Origin of the sequence: Bradyrhizobium jicamae (assembly GCF_018130215.1) — a bacterium.
Classification (GTDB): Bacteria; Pseudomonadota; Alphaproteobacteria; order Rhizobiales; family Xanthobacteraceae; genus Bradyrhizobium; species Bradyrhizobium jicamae_A.
Window position 1 is genome coordinate 21661 of the sequence record NZ_JAFCKQ010000048.1, and the last position, 19184, is coordinate 40844.

Genomic DNA, 19184 nt, shown 5'->3' on the forward strand with positions numbered 1-19184 from the left:
GACAAGCTATTTTGACGCTTTTACCGCCATTGCGGCGGCCTCTCGGCCCGATCCGGCGACGCGCCTGCCTCGTTGGGGCAACGCTGCGGGAGCGCCCTGGTGCCGTGCACTGATCCCATATCAGCCCAGCTCCTTTTCGGCAGCGAGCATGTGGGCCGCGGTCGCGGTCAGCCGGTCGATCTGGCCGAGCAGCTGCTCAAGCTCCTGCGATGTCAGCTGTTCCAGCAGGCGGCGGTTGCGCTCCTGCGCGCCTGCCACGATCACGTCGTGAGCGGCGAGCCCGGCCTTGGTCAGCGAGACCAATGTTTCCCGGTTGTCACGCGGATTGACGGCCTTGGCGACCAGCTTGCGCGCGACGAGTTCGGCAAGCGCCCGGCTGATCTGCCCCTTGTCCATGCCGACGGCCTCCGCCAGCCGCACCACGCTCATCGGCGGCCGCCGGCCGAGCGAGGCGACCAGGCCGAACTCGACCGAGGACAGCCCGGCGAGCCGCTTGTAGCGCAGGATCGCACCGCGCTTGAGCAGGTTCGCCAGCACCATCAGCCGCGACGACATCATCGCGGTGATCGGCGCCAGCCCGCTATCGACGACGATGTCCGCCGGCAGGGGCCTCGCGGTCTTCAGCTTCTCGTTCATGACCCACCTCTGCCAACAAAGCCGTGCGCTGCCAAGCTAACCGATATCGTTGACAATGTCATCGATCTATCGTTGACTAAGTCAACACAAGACGGCCGGGTATTGGCCCGTCGCAGGAGGAAACGGCATGACCATCAGCCAGCGCGATCGCGATCTCGGCACCGCCTACGCCATGAAGCCGTCGGCGACGCGGACGGAGCTGACCTCGGTCGTCCGGGGAACGCCGATGGGCGAACTGCTGCGCCGCTACTGGCACCCGGTCGGCCTCGTCGCCGATGCCACCGATATCCCCAGAAAAGTGCGCGCGCTCGGCGAGGATTTGATCCTGTTCCGCGACAGGCATGGACGGGTCGGGCTCCTGCATGCCCGCTGCTGTCACCGCGGCACCACGCTTTATTATGGCAAGGTCGAGGAAGACGGCATCCGCTGCTGCTACCATGGATGGAAATTCGACACCGAAGGCCACTGCCTCGAGCAGCCCTGCGAGCCGGACGGCGGCCTGTTCAGGGACAAGGTGCGCCAACCCTGGTATCCGGTTGAGGAGCGCTACGGCCTGATCTTCGCCTATATGGGTCCGGCAGGGAAAAGGCCCGTTCTGCCGCGCTACGAATGCCTCGAGACCATGGACGACGGCGAATTCGTCGAGGCCGACGATTCCTCGATCGGCGGCGGCGGCCCGGCCGTGATCCCCTGCAACTGGCTGCAGCATTTCGAGAACGTGGTCGATCCCTATCACGTGCCGGTGCTGCACGGCTCATTCAGCGGGCCGCAATTCACCAACATGATGGCCTCGATGCCGGAGGTGAAGTTCGAGATGTCGCCGCGCGGCGTCGCCGTGCGCTCGATCCGCAAGCAGGACGACGGCCGTGTGTTCTACCGCGTCACCGAGGCCGCCCTCCCCACGCTCCGCGTGGTGCCCAATCCCCGCGTCGCGCAGTTCGCGCGTGTGGAATCGATCGGCTGGACCCTGCCGATCGACGACACCTCGTTCCGCATCTACGTCGCCGGCCGCGTCAGGAATGCGGGCGACATCGGACGCATGCGCTCGAAGTTCAACGGCAAGTTCTGGTGGGACATGACCGAGCGGGAGCACCAGCAATTCCCTGGTGACTACGAGGCGCAGGTCGGCCAGGGCGCGCAGACCGTTCATTCCGAGGAGCATTTCGGCCAGAGCGACCGCGGCATCCTGATGATCCGCCGCATGCTCTCCGACCAGCTCGAGGCGGTGGCCGCGGGCCGCGACCCCATCGGCGTGTCGTTCGACGCCGACGCGAAGCCGGTCGAATTCGAGGCCGGGAATTACATCCGCGAGGCGTGACGCACGCCCTCGAAACAAGCAAGAACAGATCGGGGAAACGCCATGGTCGATCTCGCACCGCAGGCCGGCGTGCAGGCAGAGGCCGCCGCACGCCCGTCCGCCCGGCGCTATTACGTGCTCGGCCTGCTCACGATCATCTACGCGCTCAATTTCCTCGACCGGACGATCTTCAATGTCCTGATCGAGCCCATCAAGAAGGAGTTCACGCTCAGCGACACCACGATGGGACTTTTGGCGGGCTTCGGCTTCGTGCTGTTCTATTCGCTGCTCGGCATTCCCATTGCGCGGATGGCCGATCGCATGAACCGCCGCAACATCGTCGCCGTGGCGTTCGCGTTCTGGAGCGCGATGACCTATCTTTGCGGCATGGCCTCCAGCGTCACCACGCTGGCACTGGCGCGGATCGGGGTCGGCCTCGGCGAATCCGCCGGCACCCCGGCGTCGCAATCCCTGATCGCCGATCTCTTCGACAAGAACGAACGGCCGCGCGCGCTCGGAATCTATGCCATCGGCACCTATCTCGGCGTGTTCCTCGGCTATTTCATCGGCGGCTATGTCAACCAGCACTATGGCTGGCGGATGGCCTTCTTCACCGCCGGCCTTCCCGGCGTGGCGCTCGCCGCAATCCTGTGGCTCACCATCTCCGAGCCGCGGCGGGGCGCAATGGCCGAGACCTTCAAGGCCGAGCCGATCGTCCCGACGCTGCGCTTCCTGTTCTCGCAGCCGAGCTTCGTCATCGTGCTGGTCGGCTTCTGCCTGACCACCTACACGAACTACGCCACCGCGGTGTGGATCCCGCCGTTCCTGGCGCGCATCCATCATCTGACAAGCGCCGAGATCGGCACCTATGCCGGCACCTTCAAGGGCCTCGCCGGCATGGCCGGCACACTGACCGGCGGCCTCGTCGTGGCAAGGATCAGCCGCCGCGACGACCGCTGGAAATTATGGGCGCCGGCGATCATGTCCGGCCTCGCCGGCCCGGTCTTCGCGCTGTGCATGCTGACGCAAAGCTTCACGCTGATGGTCGCGACCCTGGCGCTGACCTCGTTCCTGGTCGGCTTTCATCTCGGCCCGATCTTCGCGATCGCCCAGACGGTCGCAAAGCCCAGCATGCGGGCGCTGGCGTCCGCGATCGTGCTGCTCACCGCCACCTGCTTCGGCCAGGGCATCGGCCCGCTTGCCGTCGGCATGATCAACGACGCGCTGAAGGGCAACTACGGCACTGACGCGGTGCGCTATTCGCTGCTGTCGGCCGCCGCGACCACCACGCTCGGCGCCCTCCTCTTCGTCTGCGCGGCGCGCGCGATCCGGTCCGACATCGCGCGCGCGAGTTCGTAGCAACTCAGCTCGTCATGAAGGCGAGCATATCGGACAGCAGCTGCCCGGCATGCGTCAGCGGCAGCGCGTGCGGCGCGCCCTCATAGACGTTGAGCCTGCTGCCGCTGATCAGCTTCGCCGTCCTGGCGCCGGTCAGCGGGAGCGGCGCACTGGCGTCCCTGTCGCCGTGCACGATCAGGGTCGGACGGTCGATCCTGGCCGCCGCCGCGCGCAGGTCGGCGAAGGAGATGGTCCTGCGGCAGGCCAATGCGACCGGCAGCGGCACGCTCAGCATCATCTCGCGGATCCAGGCCCGCGTCACCTCGGACGTGTCGGGCATGAAGAACGGCGCCTCGTTGGCGGCCATCCATTTCGGGAAGTCCTGCGCGATGGCGTCGTTCTGCGCATCGATCATCGGCTTCGGCACCGCGTCGGGATTGTCTTCGGTCTGCAGCAGGAACGGTGTCGTCGGCGCGACGAGGACGAGCCGGGCGATCCGATCCGAGCCGTGGCGCGCAAGGTAGTTGACCGCCTCGATCGAGCCCATCGAATGCGCCACCAGCGTGACGTCGCGAAGGTCGCGTTGCTCGATCACCTCGGCGACATCATCGGTCAGCGTCTCCAGATCATAGCCGGTCATCGGCATGTCGGAGCGGCCATGCCCGCGCCTGTCCGGCGCGACACAGCGGTAACCCCTTGCGTTGAGCGCAACGATATGGCTGCCCCAGACGCTGGAATTGAACGTCCAGGCGGCAAGGAACAGCACCGGCCGGCCGGAGCCCCAATCCTGCACGAACAGCGAGGTGCCGTCTTTCGCCGTCGCGCGTGATGAACGCGCCGGCTGCTGTATCGCTTGCGCTGCGGCCGGCGCGGCCGCAAGAGCGGTGCCGAGCAACGTTGCTTCGAGGACGGTTCGACGGTTCATCTGCGCGTCTCCTTTGCGGATCATCCGGCAACACTGTCGTTGCCGACGTCCTTGATCATCGCAAAGGACCATCGTGCGGGCGATTACGCGGAAGGTAATCGAGCGCGCGACGTCTCGATCGCCTTCGTCAGGCCAGCTTGCCCGTGTATTTCTCCAGCGTCGCCCAGGCATCGGCGCCGTAAGTCTTCTGCCACTGCGTGTAGAAGCCGGCCCTCACAAGCGCAGCCCTGAACTGCACGGGATCGGGCGTGCTGAAGATCATGCCCTTGTCCGTGAGTTCGGCCTGCAATGAGCGATCCATCGCGACAAGGTCGGCGCGCTCCTTCAGCGCCGCCGCGTCGAACGCGGCATTGATGATCTCGAACAGATCCGGCGGCAGGCCCGCCATCGCGCGGCGGTTGCCGAGCACCCAGTAGCCGCTCCAGCAATGGTTCGACAGTGCGCAATATTTCTGCACCTCGTAGAGCTTTCCGGTCGAGACCTGCGCCAGGGGATTCTCCTGCCCCTCGACGATGTGGGTCTGCAGCGCCGAATAGAGCTCGCTGTAGGAGATGCTCGACGGCAAGGCACCGAGGCCGGAGAACAGCGACGTCAGAAGCGCGGTCACCGGCACGCGGATCTTGAAACCCTTGAGGTCGTCGACGCTGTTGAGCTGCCGGCTCGAGGACGAGGTGATCTGGCGGAAGCCGTTGTCCCAGGCCTTCTTCATCGGCACCACGCCGGTCCTGGCGATCGCGTCGCGGACGAGGTCGCCGACGCCGCCGTCCATCGCCGCCCAGACCTGGTCGTAGGACTGGAACGCGAAGCCGATGCTGGGCAGGCCCGACAGCGGCACCAGCGTCGACAACGTCATGCTCGGGGCAGCCAGCAGGTCGATGCCGCCAGCCCGGACCTGCGACAGCATTTCCGGGTCGCCGCCGAGTTGGCTGTTGGCGAACACGGTGATGTTGACCCGCCCGGACGACTGCGCGGCGATCGCCCTGGTGGCCTCGGTCAGGCGGATGGTGAGGGGATGGGTTTCCGGCGTGTTGACACCGAGCTTGAAATCGAACTCCGCGCCGGCACGGGCTTGTTTACCAAGAAGGCCGGCGGCGAGCACGCCGGTACCCGCGCCAAGGAGGCCCCTGCGGGTCAGATTCGTTGTTTTCATTATTGTTTTTCTCCCGAACGTGTCCCCGCGCCTGCCGATAGTCTCGACGCTGCCGCCGACCGGCGCAAGGCGCCGCGAAACCAACCACCCGCTCGACGAAACCATTTTGGGGAACCCGCGAAACGATCCGGAAACAGATCGGGCTTACCACTCTCCTCAACAAATGGCGCACAGACGCCCGGAGGCGACGATGAACCACTCGATCCATTCAGCTGATCGCGCGACCCACCTCAAGATCGTGGTCGTTGCGCTCGTGGCCGGCATCGCGGTTGCGGCTTTCGGCATCTCGGCCCGGACCAATTCGGACTTCACTGAAACCGCCCAGACCCACGTCATCAAGGCCGGCAAGCCGGTCGCGATCACGTCGTCGGAGACCTCGGCCGTTCGCTAAGACGCTTCGGGGCCGATCCTGCACTTGCCGGACAGCCCCTCAACGTGATCTCTTAACGCCAGCCTAAAGCGGCTATTCGATTGCAAGCGACTCTGAGACCCCAGTTTTAAAAATTGTTCCCTAAGGTCAGCGTCAACAGAGGCGTAGGCCACAATGAATTTGCAAGAGCAAACCGTTTCAACCGGCTTCAAGATCGTCTGCACCGATTGCGGCAGCCTGTCGATCAAGCCGACCGATCCTGTGCATGCCTCCGACGACACCCCGATCGTGTGTCGCCACTGCAGCGCTGTGCGCGGCACGGTGGCCGACCTGCACGTCCTGGCGCGGCGCGGAAGCGACCTGTTCGAATTCTAGCCGGGCCCTCGAATGCCGTCAGGTTCAGGAGCCGTGTCCGGCGACGTCCCGATCGAGACCGTGTGGTCGATCCTCGAGGCGGCCAATGAGTTGGGCGACACCCAAACGGTCGACGCCTGCCGCCGCGTCATCGACGCCAACCTGTGCGGCGGTACTCCGGTCCAGTCCGACCTCAACGCGATCGCGGCGTTCTTCGCGTGATGTGGCGCCGGCCGCTCAGACGGCGGTTTGACGGGAGCGTGGCGGCAGTTCGTCGCGGCTCATGAACCTCAGCATTTCAATGGCAAACCGCTCTTCGGACATGCGCCGTTCAATGAAACGCATCTCGACGTCGCTCAGCTTGGTGCGAAGCAAGTCTTGATAGTGCGCGATGTTTTGCTCGTGCGCGAGCACCCTTGCAATCTTTCGATTTGCTTCCATCGACGCCTCCCGTTCCTGGAGACGCTTGCGCGCCAGATCAATCCCTACCTGCAGAAAATGATGCCACCGTGACCTCCGCTATAAGACAGGTTAATCGGAGCCTCGGGGGTGCTGGCAACCCTGTGGACATCCTGTGGATAATTCTCCCGGAGGTATTCGAGACCCGACCCAGATCGACCACGGAAGCGTTCGCTGGCGGAAGCCACCCCGGCTGGTGCCACCAGCACGTCGGCCAAATATGAAACTCCTTACAGGAACACCGCCACGCGGGTCGTCTTGAGGTTAGGAACGCCGGTCGACGCCGCCTGTTGCCAGTAGGCTCAACAGGAGGAACGCCCACATGAAAATCGCAGGGGTCGCTTTGGCGGCCGCGTTTATGCTTGGATCAATTGCTGTTGCGTCCGCGCAGGCGGGTGGCGGTGGAGGCGCCGGAAGCGGAGGCGGCGGAGCCTCACAAGCCACCAAGAGCGCGCAGGGCGTGGCCAGCAGCCCGGCCTTCGCAAATCCCGGCGCAACAGCCAATGACACCAAACTGAGATCTCACTGGCACAGGCATCACGCACATTACAGGCATCACAGAATACTGTAATACCTGAAGACCCCGCCGATGGGGCTCGGCGGGCAACAGGCCGGTTATGGCGACTGCACAGTGGATATAATCAAGACCACGATTGCATCACTGGGACTGCCACACTGGTTGATCGTGGCCGGCGCTTTGCTGGTCATTGCCGGGCTGGTTGGGCGGTTGATCAGCCGCCGCCAATTGGAGACGGATCGAGATAAGCCGGACGATCAGCGGGATCACGAGGCCCGCCAAATGACACCGTTGCCGGAGCTCCCTGACTCGCCGCCTCGCAACAATCGCCGTCCGTCGCCAACACGGACGGGACATCCGACCGGCTAACCAAAATCATCCCACTCAGGAAATCTGCTTTTGCGCGCCTCTTCCAAACCGGCGCAGTAGCTCGACGCAGCCCCGGTGCTTCCAGCTACGAGCCTGGCTCTTGCGAGTGCCCCCATCCGAACCCGATCACCGCATACAATGCGAGCAACCAGAGCTCGATTGGTGCAAAATCCGGTTTCACGTTCATGTCGTGCGCTGAAGACGAGCGATGCGCCTGTGACCATGCCAGAGTTCGACGATATCGTGGATGGCCAAATAGTTTTCGGCTCGCGTGCGCGCCTCCGTATCGTCTCGGCCGTTAAATTCGTAGGTCGCGCGCGATACGCCCGCCGCATCAACCGCAAAGGCCACGTAGTTTTTCAGCGCCTCGTCCATGGTTGGCATCACGCCTGATGACGGTTGGAACGGCAGAATTGGTTGGTAGCCTCGACCGGCTGACGTAAGAACGATCGGCGTGAGGGCTCGTTCCTATCGAGCTGACCTTGCAACGCGCGTGAGCCGCAGGGATCGGCGGCCGAGCGGATCTCTGGCGCTGCTCCGTCAGCTTGGACCGAAAAGCATGTAGAGCAACATCGCGCCTACGACCGCTGTCCAGCCGATCGACGCGGCAATGGTCCACACCTGGATCGGCATCGGACACCACCTTTGCAATCTGGAACAATGAAGAGGCCGCTGGCGCTGGTCAGCGGCCTCTTGAACCTGATCTCAAATGTACGTCTCAGAAAATAATATTAGTCGCCCCAGGTTCAGGAAGACTAGACCGAGGATTCGCCACGGTGTGAAGTGCAAAAACGACCGGTCCTCGACGGAACTCTTTTGACGTTGCGCGCGAGACACACGTCGTGCCTTGCATGCGAGGCAAATCTCGAAGCCATTGCCAAGCTTCGGATGGACTTGACTGCAGAACAGCAAATTCGGCTAACCCGAAGATAGGGCATCGCAGGGCCGATCTGCGCGCCAATGAAGGAAACCCAATGAACCGGCCCACGCTGCCGATGCGATCGGCACGTACATCCTGGCGAAGGATCGCAACCGCCCGCAATTGATGAAGGATGCATTCGCGGAGGACTGCCGATTGGAAATGGCTGTGAAAACGGACGCCATTTCATTTCCAGACTCAGCAAACGGATTGGACGAGGTTACTCGGGTTTTGGTGACAAGCTTCGGAGATCAATACGCGGATGTGCGCACGTTTTGCCTCTCACGACCTGGTTCAGACTACCTTCGACGCTTCCGTTGCGATTGGCTGGTCGGAATGTCGGCGAAGCATGGAGGCGCCGTTCGCGTTGGATGTGGACGATACAACTGGCATTTCAATTCCGACGTCGACAAGCGCGTGAAAAAGCTCGCGATCGACATAGAGGTCATGTGCGTGCTTCCTGCCGAGACTGCCGATCCGATAATGCGTTGGCTCGCGGCCTTGCCATATCCCTGGTGTTCGAACGACCGAGCCTACGAGGGCATTCCGGCTATTGACGCTTTGGGACCTATCAAGGCCTTCCTTGGGTCATCGGGCTAGACGCGGCGACGCGCTTCGTCTCACCTCGCGGGACCAGGGTTAGCGCTTGCCGGTGCGCCTGGATCGCGGCCGACGATCTACGATCAGGGGCTGGGCACAAACGAAAAGCCCGGCAGTAGTGCGCCGGGCAATTCGCAAATATGAGCACGTACTAAGATGCGGTGATTAAAGCCTCACGCCACTTGCGATGCGATGAAAATCGCGCCCGTACGATTCCGGAGACCCTCCCCGTGAACACAGGCGCTCACCGGGAGATACACAGGATCTTCTTGACGATCGCCAGTTGGGATCGGCGTTACCGCGCGTCTTCGCTGTGAAACGCGGTGGCTGCTTTGGACGGGGTGTGGCGCCCTTGGAAAGGAAGCTCATCGTCCTCCCGTTCAGGAATATCCCACAACAGGAACGCCAGGATGACGAGCGATGGGGTCCAAGCTAGCATGGCTCCCAATGCAATGGCCTGCACGGTTGACATGATGACTCCGGGTTGTCCCTGCCCTGAGCTACGAGGACTCAACGTCCTTCAGCTCAATTGGGTTCCAGCCAGGGCGCAACGCAGCAATACTAGCAGCAATACGAACCGGGACGACGATAGCGCCGCGCTGTACGATTGACCAATCCCTTGTTTGGCCGAACACCCGATATTCACATGCAATTGCGGTCCGCGGGACCGCCTTTTGGGCTGCTTCGCAAAATGCGGGCCGACGCGTCAATCTTCCGGTGTCATGCCCGGAAGCTCCTGAAGGCAACTCAGTTGCCAGCCGCCAGATCAACGTCTGCTCGTGATCTGATCACCCAGAAGATAAATAGCCAGGCCGAACAGAGATGCGCCCGCTGTGATGAAAAGGACGACCTGCACCAGAATCATATGAGCCCCCATTTCATCAGGCTCTCTAACATCATGACTGCAACTGCGTAAATTCCGTCAATCTACGGGCGGAATGCCGAGCCTGAGGTTGTTCTCGCGAACGGCTGTTGTCGAAACCTTCTTCGCGGGCCGCATTCTTGTTCGCGCTGCCCTTGGCGAGAACGTCGATGTTCTCGCCGCCTTGTTTTGCAGGGCCGTTGCGGAACAGCATTACATCTGAGAATTCGCGGAACGAAACGGCGCGCCAGTCTTTCTTTGGCATTAGGGAGGTGCCCATGAATTCTCACGCCATAGACGGCGCATGCGCGTTCGCCTGGAGGAACTACTTGCTGGTTCACAGCAGCATTGGCGAGGACGACAGCAGGCGTTCAGCCCTCTATCGCTACGTCGCCAACGTTCGTGACACCGGTCAATATGATTTCGATCTCTTGCAAATCGCGGCAGTCGCTTACCTGGAAAAACTGGATGAGTTGCGTGATGAGCGAGGCGCGAGGATCGCGGCAGATCAAGCCTTGGCCAAGCATTTGGAAGCGCGACGCCCGCAGGGCGATGCGTAGCCTCGGAAAAACAACAGAGCAGACGGAACAGACAGCATGGCAGACGATATCAAGAACGCAACGACGCGCATCACTGCAGCGACGGCATTCGGCATGAATGCCCTGAGGCCAATCATGCGCTTTCAGGTCTCGATGCTGAGGATGTGGGCCGACAGCATCGAGAGGTTGGCGGGCAATTACGAGAAGGGGTTGGAGGAAACCGAGGCCGTTGTCGAGGAACAGGCAAACAAGCAACGCGCCGCGCAAGGATAGGCGAGCCCGCAAGAGCCGCGGCGGTGCGCCCTAGGCCTCCTCCTCGGCGCCTTCGCGAATGCGCGAATGCTCGACCGCGAGAGCCCGATAATGCGCGGCCATCTCCCTGTAGTGAGCACGGGAGATAGGATCCTGGGCGTCATCGGCCCGCCTTTCAAACATGGCGGCGCGAGCTTTGAGTTCCATAGGGTTCGCCATCGGTACCTCCGCGATCCCGGCTAGCCCACCCGGTGGAGATATGGAGAGCAAGTTGGCGCTCCGCCAGCCGCAAGCAGGCCCGGCACTGTCCGAACACTGGACAAATCAAGACACAGCAAGCCGGCCAACAATTCCCCTGACATGCACATGTATAGCCGGGAACAACTGGCAATTGCCGTTGTTAGCCATCCACTCTGACAGGAGTGGGACAATGATCTGGCCTCAGTGCTCTCCCCGGGGCGCGGGGGCCGATTTTTTGGAAGTTTCGGATGCAAAAACGCCGCCCGCTTAAATCTGTCGCGGACGGCGGTTGCTAGCCCCAGGAAGGAAACGGCAAAATCCTGACGCGTATTAGTCGGCATGAAGCGGCCAAAGGTTCATGGCCAGTTCTTCATGACGCGGCAACGGGATCGGAGCGCATCCGACCCAAGCGATCTCGGCCGCCAGATTGTGAACCCGATAGACGTGACGTTTCGTTCAGCGCGTCGCAACGCAGCGCGCCTCTTTGGTGATGGTACGCCGTCCTCGGTTGAAGGACGGGACCTATTCCGCATCGCCGGATTGCGCAGCGATCCCGTACGTCGCACGCCATCGCCAACTCCAGCCTGCGATGCAATGGCCGGCGACGATCGCAAGCGTCACCCCGCCGAAGCTGATCGTGCTTTCCGTCCCACGCAGGGCAACGTCGCGGCGCCAAGGCATGTACGTCTTCAGATCGCCACCAGTCCAGCTCGCGTTGACGCCCTTAACATGGATTAATCGCCCTCGCCGCACGCGCAACCTCGCCATATTTTGGCCATAGGCGATTTCTTAAACACCGAAGCGGGCCATGTCCCCCCGCCACTCCTAGCGTCGTCGGACCCAAGCGGCCGCTTCGCAAAGCTCATCGCAGATTTCGCTGCGTCTCCCCCTGACAAGGATATTTCTCAACGAACTAGAAGGACAGTGTAATGCGTAAATTGCTGGCGGCGATTGCCGTGCTTTCAGCCTTCACTTCATCCGCCGAAGCCCACAGTTACCGTCATCATCGACATTACGCACATGCAGGCCGTCCAGCGGCTTGGTGCGGATGGTACATGCGCACTCAAGTCGGCGGTGATCCGGGCCCGCAGTTCAATCTCGCAAGATCGTGGGCTCGATACGGCACCAACGCAGGTGGCCCATCGATCGGCACAATCGTCGTTTGGCGGCACCACGTCGGCAAGATCGTAGGGCAGCAAAACGGTCAGTGGATCGTGCAGAGCGGAAACGACGGCCATGCAGTCCGCGCGCGACCGCGGTCACTGGCAGGCGCCATAGCATTTCGAAACGCCTACGCAAGCTTCTAAGAGTCCACACCCAGCATACGTTCGACGCGCCGCCGAACGTCGTCGGCGCGTCAAGCTCGGCGTCGGCTGCTGCTCACGCTTCCTCCGATCAACGCCGCCTCACCCATAAGTTGCAGAAGATTCCATCCGCATTTGCTCGGCAGTCGCGCCGACACGCAACCTACCTCGCTGAGCATGAGTGGCGCTCGGCTCCACTGCGGCGCCGAATTGTTCGGCGCCACGCCGCTGTTCTGGACCTGCGGCGGTGTGCTGTGAGCCGTGTTGGCGCGACAGGGCCGTTGGGGCGGGCGATCGGCATATCGCCGCCCGCCCCTATTCCAACTCCGCTCTGGCGCGAAGTGCCCGGAACGAGGTGCCCGGAACGAGGGTATGCAAAAGTGTCGCAGCGATGCCCCTTGCGACACGTTGAATGATGGGAGAAGCGCTAAGCCATTGAAATGATGGCGCGAGAGACGGGACTCGAACCCGCGGCCTCCGCCGTGACAGGGCGGCGCTCTAACCAACTGAGCTACTCCCGCGGATGCCGATCAGGACTGATCCGCGCAGGACCGAGGGCATAAAGGCCCGCATCCCGTTAGTCAAGGAGGTTGCCGATGTCAGCGCGGGACTGGCGATTTTGTGCCGCCGGTGCGACTTGTGGCCTGTTTTCAGGCAAAACAGCGTAGTCAGCAAAGCCCCGAATCGAATAAGGCCTGCTACGTCCGGGTTCCTGACACCGGCGTGACGGCTGCCCTTGTCAGAACCGGCCGTTTCGGGACTCATCCGGACGTGTTTCCCGGCGCGAACGGCACGCCATTCGCGCGAAAGCGCCACCCCAGCCAATCAGCAACAAGGAGGGCCACACATGGCGAAGAAAGCAGCGACCCCGGCGACCATCACGCTGAAGCACCTTGCGGCGGCCATCGCCGAGGACCAGGAGCTGTCCAAGAAGCAGGCCGAGGCGATCCTGACCGACATGGTCACCCGGATCACCAAGCACCTGAAGAAGGGCGAGCGCATCCGCATCGTCGGCCTCGGCATCCTCCAGGTCCGCAAGCGCGCCGCCCGTATGGGCCGCAACCCCGCGACCGGCGAGCAGATCCATATCAAGGCGAGCAAGAAGGTCGCCTTCCGCGCCGCAAAGGAGCTCAAGGAAGCCGTCTAGGCGCCCGGCATCCGGCCAAAAGAAGCGCCATTCCGGCTCGCGACGCGGCTCCGGGACGGCGCTTTTTGTTTTTAGAAACCGCGGGCCTGTGTTCTGATTGAATCAGACCCTTCCCTTACCTTGCGCGGTCTTCATGCTGGCACCGGTCCTCGATTTCAAGCACACCGTCACCGAGCGCTTGCTGCGCTATGTCGTGATCGACACCCAGTCGGATCCGGATTCGCCGACCTGCCCGTCCACCGAAAAGCAGAAGAATCTCGGCCGCGTCCTGGTCAGCGAGTTGCAGGCGATCGGGATATCGGACGCCCATCTCGACGAGCACGGCTACGTCTACGCGACGATCCCGGCCAACACCGACAAGAAAGTGCCGGTGATCTGCTTCTGCTCGCACATGGACACCTCGCCCGACTGCACCGGCAAGGACGTCAAGCCGCAGATCGTGAGCAACTATCGCGGAGGCGACATCGTGCTGCCCGGCGACCCTTCGCAGGTGATCCGCGCCGCCGAGCACGAGGCGCTGGCGGACCAGATCGGCCATGACATCGTCACGTCAGATGGCACCACGCTGCTCGGGGCCGACAACAAGGCCGGCCTCGCCGAGATCATGGATGCCGCGCATTTCCTGGTCACCAATCCGCAGGTCAAGCACGGCACCATCAAGATCCTGTTCACGCCGGACGAGGAGATCGGCCGCGGCGTCGACAAGGTCGACATCAGGAAACTCGAAGCCGATTTCGGCTACACCATGGATGGCGAGAGCGCCGGCCATATCGAGGACGAGACCTTCTCCGCCGACGGTGCCAGCATCACCATCGAAGGCGTCGCGACCCATCCCGGCTTTGCCAAGGGCAAGATGGAGCACGCGATCAAGATTGCGGCCGCGATCGTCGATCGCCTGCCGAAGGACACCTGCTCTCCGGAGACCACAGAAGGCAAGGAAGGCTTTCTGCATCCGGTCGCGATCTCGGGCGCGCTGGAAAAGGCGCGGATCGACCTCATCGTGCGCGACTTCACCGAGGACGGCCTGAAGCAGAAGGAAGCGCTGCTCGAGACGATCGTGAAGGACGTCATGAAATCCTATCCGCGCTCGACCTGGCGGATGGAGGTCAAGCAGCAGTATCGCAACATGAAAGAGGTGATCGATCGTCACCCCGAGATCGTCGATTACGCGATCGAGGCGATCCAGCGCGCCGGCCTCAAGCCGGTGAAGAGCTCGATCCGCGGCGGCACCGACGGATCGCGGCTGTCGTTCATGGGCCTGCCCTGCCCCAACATTTTTGCGGGCGAGCACGCCTTCCATTCGCGGCTGGAATGGGTCAGCCGGCAGGACATGGAAAAGGCGGTGCAGACCATCGTGCATCTGGCGATGATCTGGGAAGAGCGGGCGTAAGGAAGAGCCGGCTCCTCACCGTTCATGGCGAGGTCTCGCGACAAGATTGCAAAGCAATTTTGTGCGTCGCTTCGCTCGCAATGACGCCGCGGTGACTAAAGCGCGATGAGATGAGGCTGAATCGTCATCGCGCTTTGGTTCTTCGTTTTGAGCATGATCTCCGCGCAAACGCGTTCCGCGTTTGTCGCGAGGGAAAACCGCTACACACTTTTCCGGATCATGCTCTAGGCCCGCGCCGTCACGATCCAGATCGCAGCCGGCAGCGACACGGAATCGCCCTTCGCATAGTGCGACAATGCCTCGCGCATCGAGGCGACGGCGGCGGCCCGCACGTCCTCGGGATGTCCGTCCAGCGCGCGGCTGGCCGGGCCGATCTCGAGCGCGCCCTGGATGGCGGCGTCGATGCCGCGACCGACCGCGATGTCGAGTTCGAGCGCGCTCGGCTCCATGGCGATGGCGGAAAATCCGGCTTCGCCGAGGATCCGCTTCACCCGCGCTTCCGAGGCAAACGAAAACGGTCCGGGATCCTCGGGCCCGAGTTGCGGCAGCTTCGGCACGTGCTTGTAGACCGCCTGCAACGGCGCCATGAAGAAGGGATTTTGGCGCGGCTCCTGCCAGCAGGCGAAGGCGAGCCGTCCCGTCGGCTTCAGGGCCTTGCGGAGATTGGCGAAGGAGACCGCAGGCTCGGCGAAGAACATCACGCCGAAGCGCGATGCCAGCAGGTCGAAGCTCGCCGGATCGAACGGATAGATGGTCGCGTCCGCAAGTGCGTAGTCGACCGGCGCCTCTTTTGGCGTCGACTGCCGGGCGCGCTCCAGCATCGGCTCCGAGACGTCGATACCGAGCACGCGGCCGGACCGCTCGACCTTGCTCGCGAACGCCTTCGTCGAGGCACCGCTACCGCAGCCGACATCGAGAACATGCTCGCCCGCTCGTGGCCTGGCGCGATCGAGCAGCACGTCGAGCACCGGCTTCAGCACAATGTCCTGCACCGCCTGGCGATCGGCCCAGCGCTGGCCGCCCGGTCCGTTCCAATACGCAATCTGGTCGGCGTTCCGCTCGTGACCGTGGGAGGCTTCCATCAGCAGGTCTCTTTCGTGGCTGCGCGCAGCATCGGCATCACCTGGTAGGTGAAGCCGGCATTGGCTTTGATCGTGGGATCGTTGGCGACGATGTCTTGCGGATCGGCATCGTCGGGCAGTTGCAGGACGCCGAGGCCCCAGGCTCCGGCGGGATCGGCCACCGGCCCGAACACGAGCGCCTTGCCGGCCCGCAGCAACTCGGCGCAATAGGCGGTATGCGCCTGCATGATCACGGCCTCTTCCGGCGTGATGTCCTGCGGAAAGGTCGGACGCGGACCGGTCAATCGGCAGACGTAATATTTCATCGGCCGCTCTCGTGGATCAGTTGGCGGCGGCGTCCTTGGGCTTGGCCTGCTTCGGTGCGGCAGTCTTCTTGGGTGCCGCCTTCGGCGTGCTGTTCTCGGGCCGGGCGATCCCCCAGGGGTCGACAGGTTTCTGGTCCGGAACCGCATTGAGCGAACGCTGATAGGCGCGCTGGGCCCGCTTGTCGGCTTCCTCCTGCGCCGGCGTCTTCTCCTTGTCCTCCTCGCGATATTTCTGAACGTGATCCTGCGCCAGAACGGGGCGGGCGATCAGGACAGCTCCCGCGGTGACGGCAAACATGAAGGCGACGACGACTTTGCGCATTGAGAGGCTCCCGGTTCTGCAGGCGAGAATAGCATTGCGATCAGGGCGGTACCAATCCCGTGCAGGATGACGAAGATATGACGCGCGACCGGCGCGGCGCGATGATTGACGGAACGGTCCGCCTTCGCCCCGCCAACGCGTGTTCGTGGTGAAAGTCCGCGATGGTTGGCCTGCCAAGCCGCAGCCCGACAGGAGCGAAGGATGGTGGGCGGTGAGAGGATCGAACTCCCGACCAATGGTGTGTAAAACCAGTGCTCTACCGCTGAGCTAACCGCCCGCACCTGCCGCGCCTCTTTAGCCTCGCCTGCCCCCGTGGTGCAAGGTCGCCGAACTTCAATCCATCTCGCGCCCCGGCAATCCGCGGAGGTTGTCGATCCAGGGTGCGGCCGAGCGGCACCAGATCTGGCGGCGCGGCGTCAATTGGCTGCGCTGGCGGATGCTGCCCCAGCGGATTCCCCAATCGTCGGGTCCGCCATCCTCTCCGCTGGTGAACAGCGGGGAACCGCAATCGCCGCAAAAATGCTGGAAGCGGGTCCGGCCGTTGTCGCCGGTCTTGCCGTAGATCTTCGGCGCCAGCCCGCTCAACTGGACCTGCGCGGCATCGCAGATCACCGTGACCCGGTACGGCGATCCCGTCAGCGCCTGGCAGTCCGTGCAGTGGCAGACCGAAACCCGCTCGGGATCGACGTCCGCCCGATAGGTCACGGCGCCGCAGTGACATTGCCCGTCGATCTGCATCGCGATCCTCCCTTCCCGGTCACCTGAAAGGCGCCCAGCTGCCATGCTTTTTGGTATCCCAAAATTGGCTTTTTTGGGATACCAAATTGGGATATTAGCCCGACACATCCATCCTCGCATCGAGTCCCCAATGTCCCAAATGCTCCAGATTCACGACCAGATCAGGGAGATGATCCTCTCGCTCGATCTCGGCCCCGGCGAGCGGCTGACCGAGCGTTGGCTGGAGAGCCGTTTCGAGGGCTCGCGCACGCCGATCCGTGCCGCGCTGGTGCGGCTCGAAGGTGAAGACCTGGTCCGCCGCGACGGGCGCAACTGGATCGTAGCTCCCATCGACCTCGGCGAGCTCAAGGCGCTGGCCGAGTTCCGCGTGCCGCTGGAGACGACTGCGGTGCGGCTGGCCTGCGCCCGGGCGAGCGAAGCCGACATCGCCGCCGTCGAAGCGATGCTGGATGCCTGCCAGGCCGGTGCGCCACGCGAGGAATGGCACCGCGTCGGCACCGATTTCCATGTCGAGATCGCGCGCCTCTCGGGCAACCCGTTCATCGTCAAGGCGATCGAGGGGGCGATGACCCGCCTGTCACGGGCGCGCTGGCTCGAGGTGTGGACCGAGCCGTCGCGCGAGCAGGCCTGGAGCGAGCATCGCCGCATCCTCAAATTCATCGCGGGCAACCAGCCCGACGCAGCCGCGCGCGAAGCCGCCGACCATATCGGCGACACCCGCGACCGCCTGCTCCGCTCGCTGGACGAGGATCGCCGCGGCCTGAAGGCGCGCGGTTTCGCCGTGATCGGACTGCGCTGACATGGACGCGCACATCGACCGCGAGGCCGCCCTGGACGCCGGCCCCTGGAGGCGCAACCTGATCGTTTGCGTGTTCGGCTCGTTCACCACGATCGTCGGCATGACTTTGCTGCTGCCGTTCCTGCCGCTCTATGTCGAGCAGCTTGGGGTGTCGGATCATGCCGCGATCGTGCAGTGGTCAGGCGTCGCCTATGGCGCAACCTTCTTCAGCGCCGCGCTGACCGCGCCCTTGTGGGGACGGCTCGCCGACCGTTACGGCCGCAAGCTGATGCTGATCCGCGCCAGCCTCGGCATGGCAGTTGCGATGTCGCTGATCGGCATGGCGCACAACGTCTACGAGCTGGTGGGCTTGCGCCTGTTGACCGGCCTGCTCGGCGGCTACGCCTCGGGCTCGACGGTGCTGGTCGCGGCACAAACGCCGAAGGCGCGGTCCGGCTGGGCGATCGGAGTGCTGTCCGCGGGCATCATGGCCGGCAGCCTGGTCGGCCCGCTGATCGGCGGCGTGCTGCCGCCGCTGATCGGGATCCGCACGACCTTCTTCCTGATCGGCGGCGTCATCTTCATCACCTTCCTCGGAACCACCTTCCTGATCCGCGAAGGCGCGCCGCCGAAGGCAGCGCGCGGCGGCAAATCGCGTGGCGGCTGGGCACTCGTACCGGACAAGCGACCGGTGGCGGCGATGTGGGTGACGGGCCTGCTCTTGATGGTCGCCAACATGTCGATCGAGCCGATCATCACGGTCTATGTCGCACAGCTGGTCGAGGCGCCGCAGGTGACGTTCGTCGCCGGCCTCGTGATGTCGGCGGCGGCGTTCGGCAGCCTGTTGTCGTCGTCCCATCTCGGCAAGCTCGCCGATCGCGTCGGACACTGGCGGATCATCATCATCTGCCTTGCGGTCTCGGCGCTTCTGCTGATCCCGCAGGCCTTCGTGGTCTCAGGCTGGCAACTGATCCTGCTCCGCTTCCTGATGGGGCTTGCGCTCGGTGGCCTGTTGCCGTGCATCGCGAGCGTGATCAGGCATAACGTCCCAGACGCCGTCACCGGCAGCATGCTGGGTTATTCGGTGTCGGCGCAATATGCCGGCCAGGTGATCGGGCCGCTGGCCGGCGGTTTCGTCGGCGGCCATATCGGCATGCGCGCGGTGTTTTTGGGGACCAGCGTGCTGATGGCGCTGGGCGCGATCGGCAATTGGCTGGTCGAACGGAAGCGCTGACGTCGCAAAAACAAAAACGGCGCCCGAAGGCGCCGTTTTCCATCTCTGTCGATCTTC

The 19184-nt window shown here is 63.4% G+C and carries 23 protein-coding genes, 2 tRNA genes and 1 pseudogene; 11 read left to right on the forward strand and 15 right to left on the reverse strand.

All coding sequences use genetic code 11. The annotated features are described in order from the left end of the window. Positions 1-120 precede the first annotated feature (120 nt). Positions 121-636: a MarR family winged helix-turn-helix transcriptional regulator gene (locus JQ586_RS32950; protein WP_212398811.1), complete on the reverse strand. Its 516-nt coding sequence runs from the start codon at positions 634-636 to the stop codon at positions 121-123. Positions 637-763: 127 nt separating this feature from the next. Between JQ586_RS32950 and JQ586_RS32955 the strand changes: the two genes are divergently transcribed. Then, positions 764-1954 carry an aromatic ring-hydroxylating dioxygenase subunit alpha gene (locus JQ586_RS32955; protein WP_212398812.1) on the forward strand — a complete coding sequence of 397 codons (1191 nt, stop codon included), beginning with the start codon at positions 764-766 and terminating at the stop codon, positions 1952-1954. A gap of 42 nt (positions 1955-1996) precedes the next feature. After that, positions 1997-3292, forward strand: coding sequence for an MFS transporter (locus JQ586_RS32960; RefSeq protein WP_212398813.1), 1296 nt, complete (start codon positions 1997-1999; stop codon positions 3290-3292). Between the two features lie 4 nt (positions 3293-3296). Here JQ586_RS32960 and JQ586_RS32965 read toward each other — a convergent pair whose 3' ends face one another. After that, positions 3297-4196: an alpha/beta fold hydrolase gene (locus JQ586_RS32965; protein ID WP_212398814.1), complete on the reverse strand. Its 900-nt coding sequence runs from the start codon at positions 4194-4196 to the stop codon at positions 3297-3299. Positions 4197-4323: 127 nt separating this feature from the next. Further along, positions 4324-5346 (reverse strand): TRAP transporter substrate-binding protein, encoded by a 1023-nt coding sequence (locus JQ586_RS32970; RefSeq protein WP_249148498.1) that lies wholly within the window; start codon positions 5344-5346, stop codon positions 4324-4326. Between the two features lie 190 nt (positions 5347-5536). Here JQ586_RS32970 and JQ586_RS32975 point away from each other — a divergent pair, with 190 nt between their 5' ends. The 3 genes from JQ586_RS32975 to JQ586_RS32985 all read left to right on the forward strand — a co-directional run bounded on the left by JQ586_RS32975 (position 5537) and on the right by JQ586_RS32985 (position 6292). After that, positions 5537-5737: a hypothetical protein gene (locus JQ586_RS32975; RefSeq protein ID WP_212398815.1), complete on the forward strand. Its 201-nt coding sequence runs from the start codon at positions 5537-5539 to the stop codon at positions 5735-5737. 153 nt (positions 5738-5890) lie between these two features. Then, positions 5891-6091 carry a hypothetical protein gene (locus tag JQ586_RS32980; protein WP_212398816.1) on the forward strand — a complete coding sequence of 67 codons (201 nt, stop codon included), beginning with the start codon at positions 5891-5893 and terminating at the stop codon, positions 6089-6091. Between the two features lie 33 nt (positions 6092-6124). After that, a complete protein-coding gene (locus JQ586_RS32985) occupies positions 6125-6292 on the forward strand; it encodes a hypothetical protein (protein ID WP_249148499.1) in 168 nt (55 codons plus the stop codon). Positions 6293-6307: 15 nt separating this feature from the next. Here JQ586_RS32985 and JQ586_RS32990 read toward each other — a convergent pair whose 3' ends face one another. The 4 genes from JQ586_RS32990 to JQ586_RS33005 all read right to left on the reverse strand — a co-directional run bounded on the left by JQ586_RS32990 (position 6308) and on the right by JQ586_RS33005 (position 10076). After that, the gene (locus tag JQ586_RS32990; protein ID WP_212398818.1) at positions 6308-6511 is read right to left on the reverse strand and encodes a hypothetical protein; all 204 of its coding nucleotides are present in this window, start codon (positions 6509-6511) and stop codon (positions 6308-6310) included. Between the two features lie 1087 nt (positions 6512-7598). Beyond that, a complete protein-coding gene (locus JQ586_RS32995) occupies positions 7599-7790 on the reverse strand; it encodes a hypothetical protein (protein WP_212398819.1) in 192 nt (63 codons plus the stop codon). A 1439-nt stretch (positions 7791-9229) separates the two neighbouring features. Beyond that, entirely contained in the window at positions 9230-9406 is a 177-nt protein-coding gene (locus tag JQ586_RS33000; protein ID WP_212398820.1) for a hypothetical protein, read from the reverse strand. Positions 9407-9830: 424 nt separating this feature from the next. After that, on the reverse strand, positions 9831-10076 hold the full coding sequence (locus tag JQ586_RS33005; RefSeq protein ID WP_212398821.1) for a hypothetical protein: 246 nt from the start codon (positions 10074-10076) through the stop codon (positions 9831-9833). On the opposite strand from JQ586_RS33005, the gene JQ586_RS33010 reads away from it, so the two are divergent. Together JQ586_RS33010 and JQ586_RS33015 are read left to right on the forward strand one after the other, a co-directional pair. Next, the gene (locus JQ586_RS33010) at positions 10075-10356 is read left to right on the forward strand and encodes a hypothetical protein (protein WP_212398822.1); all 282 of its coding nucleotides are present in this window, start codon (positions 10075-10077) and stop codon (positions 10354-10356) included. The genes JQ586_RS33005 and JQ586_RS33010 overlap by 2 nt on opposite strands. A gap of 36 nt (positions 10357-10392) precedes the next feature. Next, positions 10393-10608: a hypothetical protein gene (locus JQ586_RS33015; protein ID WP_212398823.1), complete on the forward strand. Its 216-nt coding sequence runs from the start codon at positions 10393-10395 to the stop codon at positions 10606-10608. Between the two features lie 30 nt (positions 10609-10638). Here the strand turns inward: JQ586_RS33015 and JQ586_RS33020 are convergent, their stop codons facing one another. The 3 genes from JQ586_RS33020 to JQ586_RS33030 form a co-directional block, all read right to left on the reverse strand. After that, positions 10639-10806, reverse strand: coding sequence for a hypothetical protein (locus tag JQ586_RS33020; protein ID WP_212398824.1), 168 nt, complete (start codon positions 10804-10806; stop codon positions 10639-10641). A 995-nt stretch (positions 10807-11801) separates the two neighbouring features. Next, positions 11802-12065, reverse strand: coding sequence for a hypothetical protein (locus JQ586_RS33025; RefSeq protein WP_212398825.1), 264 nt, complete (start codon positions 12063-12065; stop codon positions 11802-11804). A gap of 510 nt (positions 12066-12575) precedes the next feature. Next, positions 12576-12652: transfer RNA gene (locus JQ586_RS33030), tRNA-Asp, on the reverse strand. Between the two features lie 314 nt (positions 12653-12966). Between JQ586_RS33030 and JQ586_RS33035 the strand changes: the two are divergent. Both JQ586_RS33035 and pepT read left to right on the forward strand, forming a co-directional pair. Further along, positions 12967-13278, forward strand: a pseudogene (locus tag JQ586_RS33035) (HU family DNA-binding protein); the annotation flags it as partial. A gap of 133 nt (positions 13279-13411) precedes the next feature. Then, complete coding sequence (gene pepT, locus JQ586_RS33040; protein WP_212398827.1) at positions 13412-14668, forward strand: peptidase T; 1257 nt, start codon at positions 13412-13414, stop codon at positions 14666-14668. Between the two features lie 224 nt (positions 14669-14892). On the opposite strand, the gene JQ586_RS33045 is transcribed toward pepT, so the two are convergent. The 5 genes from JQ586_RS33045 to JQ586_RS33065 all read right to left on the reverse strand — a co-directional run bounded on the left by JQ586_RS33045 (position 14893) and on the right by JQ586_RS33065 (position 17115). Continuing rightward, complete coding sequence (locus JQ586_RS33045; protein WP_212398828.1) at positions 14893-15750, reverse strand: class I SAM-dependent methyltransferase; 858 nt, start codon at positions 15748-15750, stop codon at positions 14893-14895. Then, positions 15750-16055, reverse strand: a complete 306-nt coding sequence (locus tag JQ586_RS33050) for a YciI family protein (protein ID WP_212398829.1) — start codon at positions 16053-16055, stop codon at positions 15750-15752. The genes JQ586_RS33045 and JQ586_RS33050 overlap by 1 nt, the downstream gene beginning before the upstream one ends. A 16-nt stretch (positions 16056-16071) precedes the next feature. After that, positions 16072-16377: a hypothetical protein gene (locus JQ586_RS33055; RefSeq protein WP_249148500.1), complete on the reverse strand. Its 306-nt coding sequence runs from the start codon at positions 16375-16377 to the stop codon at positions 16072-16074. A gap of 202 nt (positions 16378-16579) precedes the next feature. Next, a tRNA-Val gene (locus JQ586_RS33060) sits at positions 16580-16654 on the reverse strand. Between the two features lie 56 nt (positions 16655-16710). Continuing rightward, positions 16711-17115, reverse strand: a complete 405-nt coding sequence (locus tag JQ586_RS33065) for a GFA family protein (protein ID WP_212398830.1) — start codon at positions 17113-17115, stop codon at positions 16711-16713. A 130-nt stretch (positions 17116-17245) separates the two neighbouring features. Here JQ586_RS33065 and JQ586_RS33070 point away from each other — a divergent pair, with 130 nt between their 5' ends. Beyond that, positions 17246-17914, forward strand: a complete 669-nt coding sequence (locus tag JQ586_RS33070) for a GntR family transcriptional regulator (protein ID WP_212398831.1) — start codon at positions 17246-17248, stop codon at positions 17912-17914. A gap of 1 nt (position 17915) precedes the next feature. After that, positions 17916-19127: an MFS transporter gene (locus tag JQ586_RS33075; protein WP_212398832.1), complete on the forward strand. Its 1212-nt coding sequence runs from the start codon at positions 17916-17918 to the stop codon at positions 19125-19127. Positions 19128-19184 lie beyond the last annotated feature (57 nt).

What these genes read in the sequence shown, in the direction of transcription:
- JQ586_RS32950 (WP_212398811.1), bottom strand. Translation starts at nt 636, where the DNA reads ATGAACGAGAAGCTGAAGACCGCGAGGCCCCTGCCGGCGGACATCGTC.
- JQ586_RS32955 (WP_212398812.1), top strand. Translation starts at nt 764, where the DNA reads ATGACCATCAGCCAGCGCGATCGCGATCTCGGCACCGCCTACGCCATG.
- JQ586_RS32960 (WP_212398813.1), top strand. Translation starts at nt 1,997, where the DNA reads ATGGTCGATCTCGCACCGCAGGCCGGCGTGCAGGCAGAGGCCGCCGCA.
- JQ586_RS32965 (WP_212398814.1), bottom strand. Translation starts at nt 4,196, where the DNA reads ATGAACCGTCGAACCGTCCTCGAAGCAACGTTGCTCGGCACCGCTCTT.
- JQ586_RS32970 (WP_249148498.1), bottom strand. Translation starts at nt 5,346, where the DNA reads ATGAAAACAACGAATCTGACCCGCAGGGGCCTCCTTGGCGCGGGTACC.
- JQ586_RS32975 (WP_212398815.1), top strand. Translation starts at nt 5,537, where the DNA reads ATGAACCACTCGATCCATTCAGCTGATCGCGCGACCCACCTCAAGATC.
- JQ586_RS32980 (WP_212398816.1), top strand. Translation starts at nt 5,891, where the DNA reads ATGAATTTGCAAGAGCAAACCGTTTCAACCGGCTTCAAGATCGTCTGC.
- JQ586_RS32990 (WP_212398818.1), bottom strand. Translation starts at nt 6,511, where the DNA reads ATGGAAGCAAATCGAAAGATTGCAAGGGTGCTCGCGCACGAGCAAAAC.
- JQ586_RS32995 (WP_212398819.1), bottom strand. Translation starts at nt 7,790, where the DNA reads ATGGACGAGGCGCTGAAAAACTACGTGGCCTTTGCGGTTGATGCGGCG.
- JQ586_RS33000 (WP_212398820.1), bottom strand. Translation starts at nt 9,406, where the DNA reads ATGTCAACCGTGCAGGCCATTGCATTGGGAGCCATGCTAGCTTGGACC.
- JQ586_RS33010 (WP_212398822.1), top strand. Translation starts at nt 10,075, where the DNA reads ATGAATTCTCACGCCATAGACGGCGCATGCGCGTTCGCCTGGAGGAAC.
- JQ586_RS33005 (WP_212398821.1), bottom strand. Translation starts at nt 10,076, where the DNA reads ATGGGCACCTCCCTAATGCCAAAGAAAGACTGGCGCGCCGTTTCGTTC.
- JQ586_RS33015 (WP_212398823.1), top strand. Translation starts at nt 10,393, where the DNA reads ATGGCAGACGATATCAAGAACGCAACGACGCGCATCACTGCAGCGACG.
- JQ586_RS33020 (WP_212398824.1), bottom strand. Translation starts at nt 10,806, where the DNA reads ATGGCGAACCCTATGGAACTCAAAGCTCGCGCCGCCATGTTTGAAAGG.
- JQ586_RS33025 (WP_212398825.1), bottom strand. Translation starts at nt 12,065, where the DNA reads ATGGCCGTCGTTTCCGCTCTGCACGATCCACTGACCGTTTTGCTGCCC.
- pepT (WP_212398827.1), top strand. Translation starts at nt 13,412, where the DNA reads ATGCTGGCACCGGTCCTCGATTTCAAGCACACCGTCACCGAGCGCTTG.
- JQ586_RS33045 (WP_212398828.1), bottom strand. Translation starts at nt 15,750, where the DNA reads ATGGAAGCCTCCCACGGTCACGAGCGGAACGCCGACCAGATTGCGTAT.
- JQ586_RS33050 (WP_212398829.1), bottom strand. Translation starts at nt 16,055, where the DNA reads ATGAAATATTACGTCTGCCGATTGACCGGTCCGCGTCCGACCTTTCCG.
- JQ586_RS33055 (WP_249148500.1), bottom strand. Translation starts at nt 16,377, where the DNA reads ATGCGCAAAGTCGTCGTCGCCTTCATGTTTGCCGTCACCGCGGGAGCT.
- JQ586_RS33065 (WP_212398830.1), bottom strand. Translation starts at nt 17,115, where the DNA reads ATGCAGATCGACGGGCAATGTCACTGCGGCGCCGTGACCTATCGGGCG.
- JQ586_RS33070 (WP_212398831.1), top strand. Translation starts at nt 17,246, where the DNA reads ATGTCCCAAATGCTCCAGATTCACGACCAGATCAGGGAGATGATCCTC.
- JQ586_RS33075 (WP_212398832.1), top strand. Translation starts at nt 17,916, where the DNA reads ATGGACGCGCACATCGACCGCGAGGCCGCCCTGGACGCCGGCCCCTGG.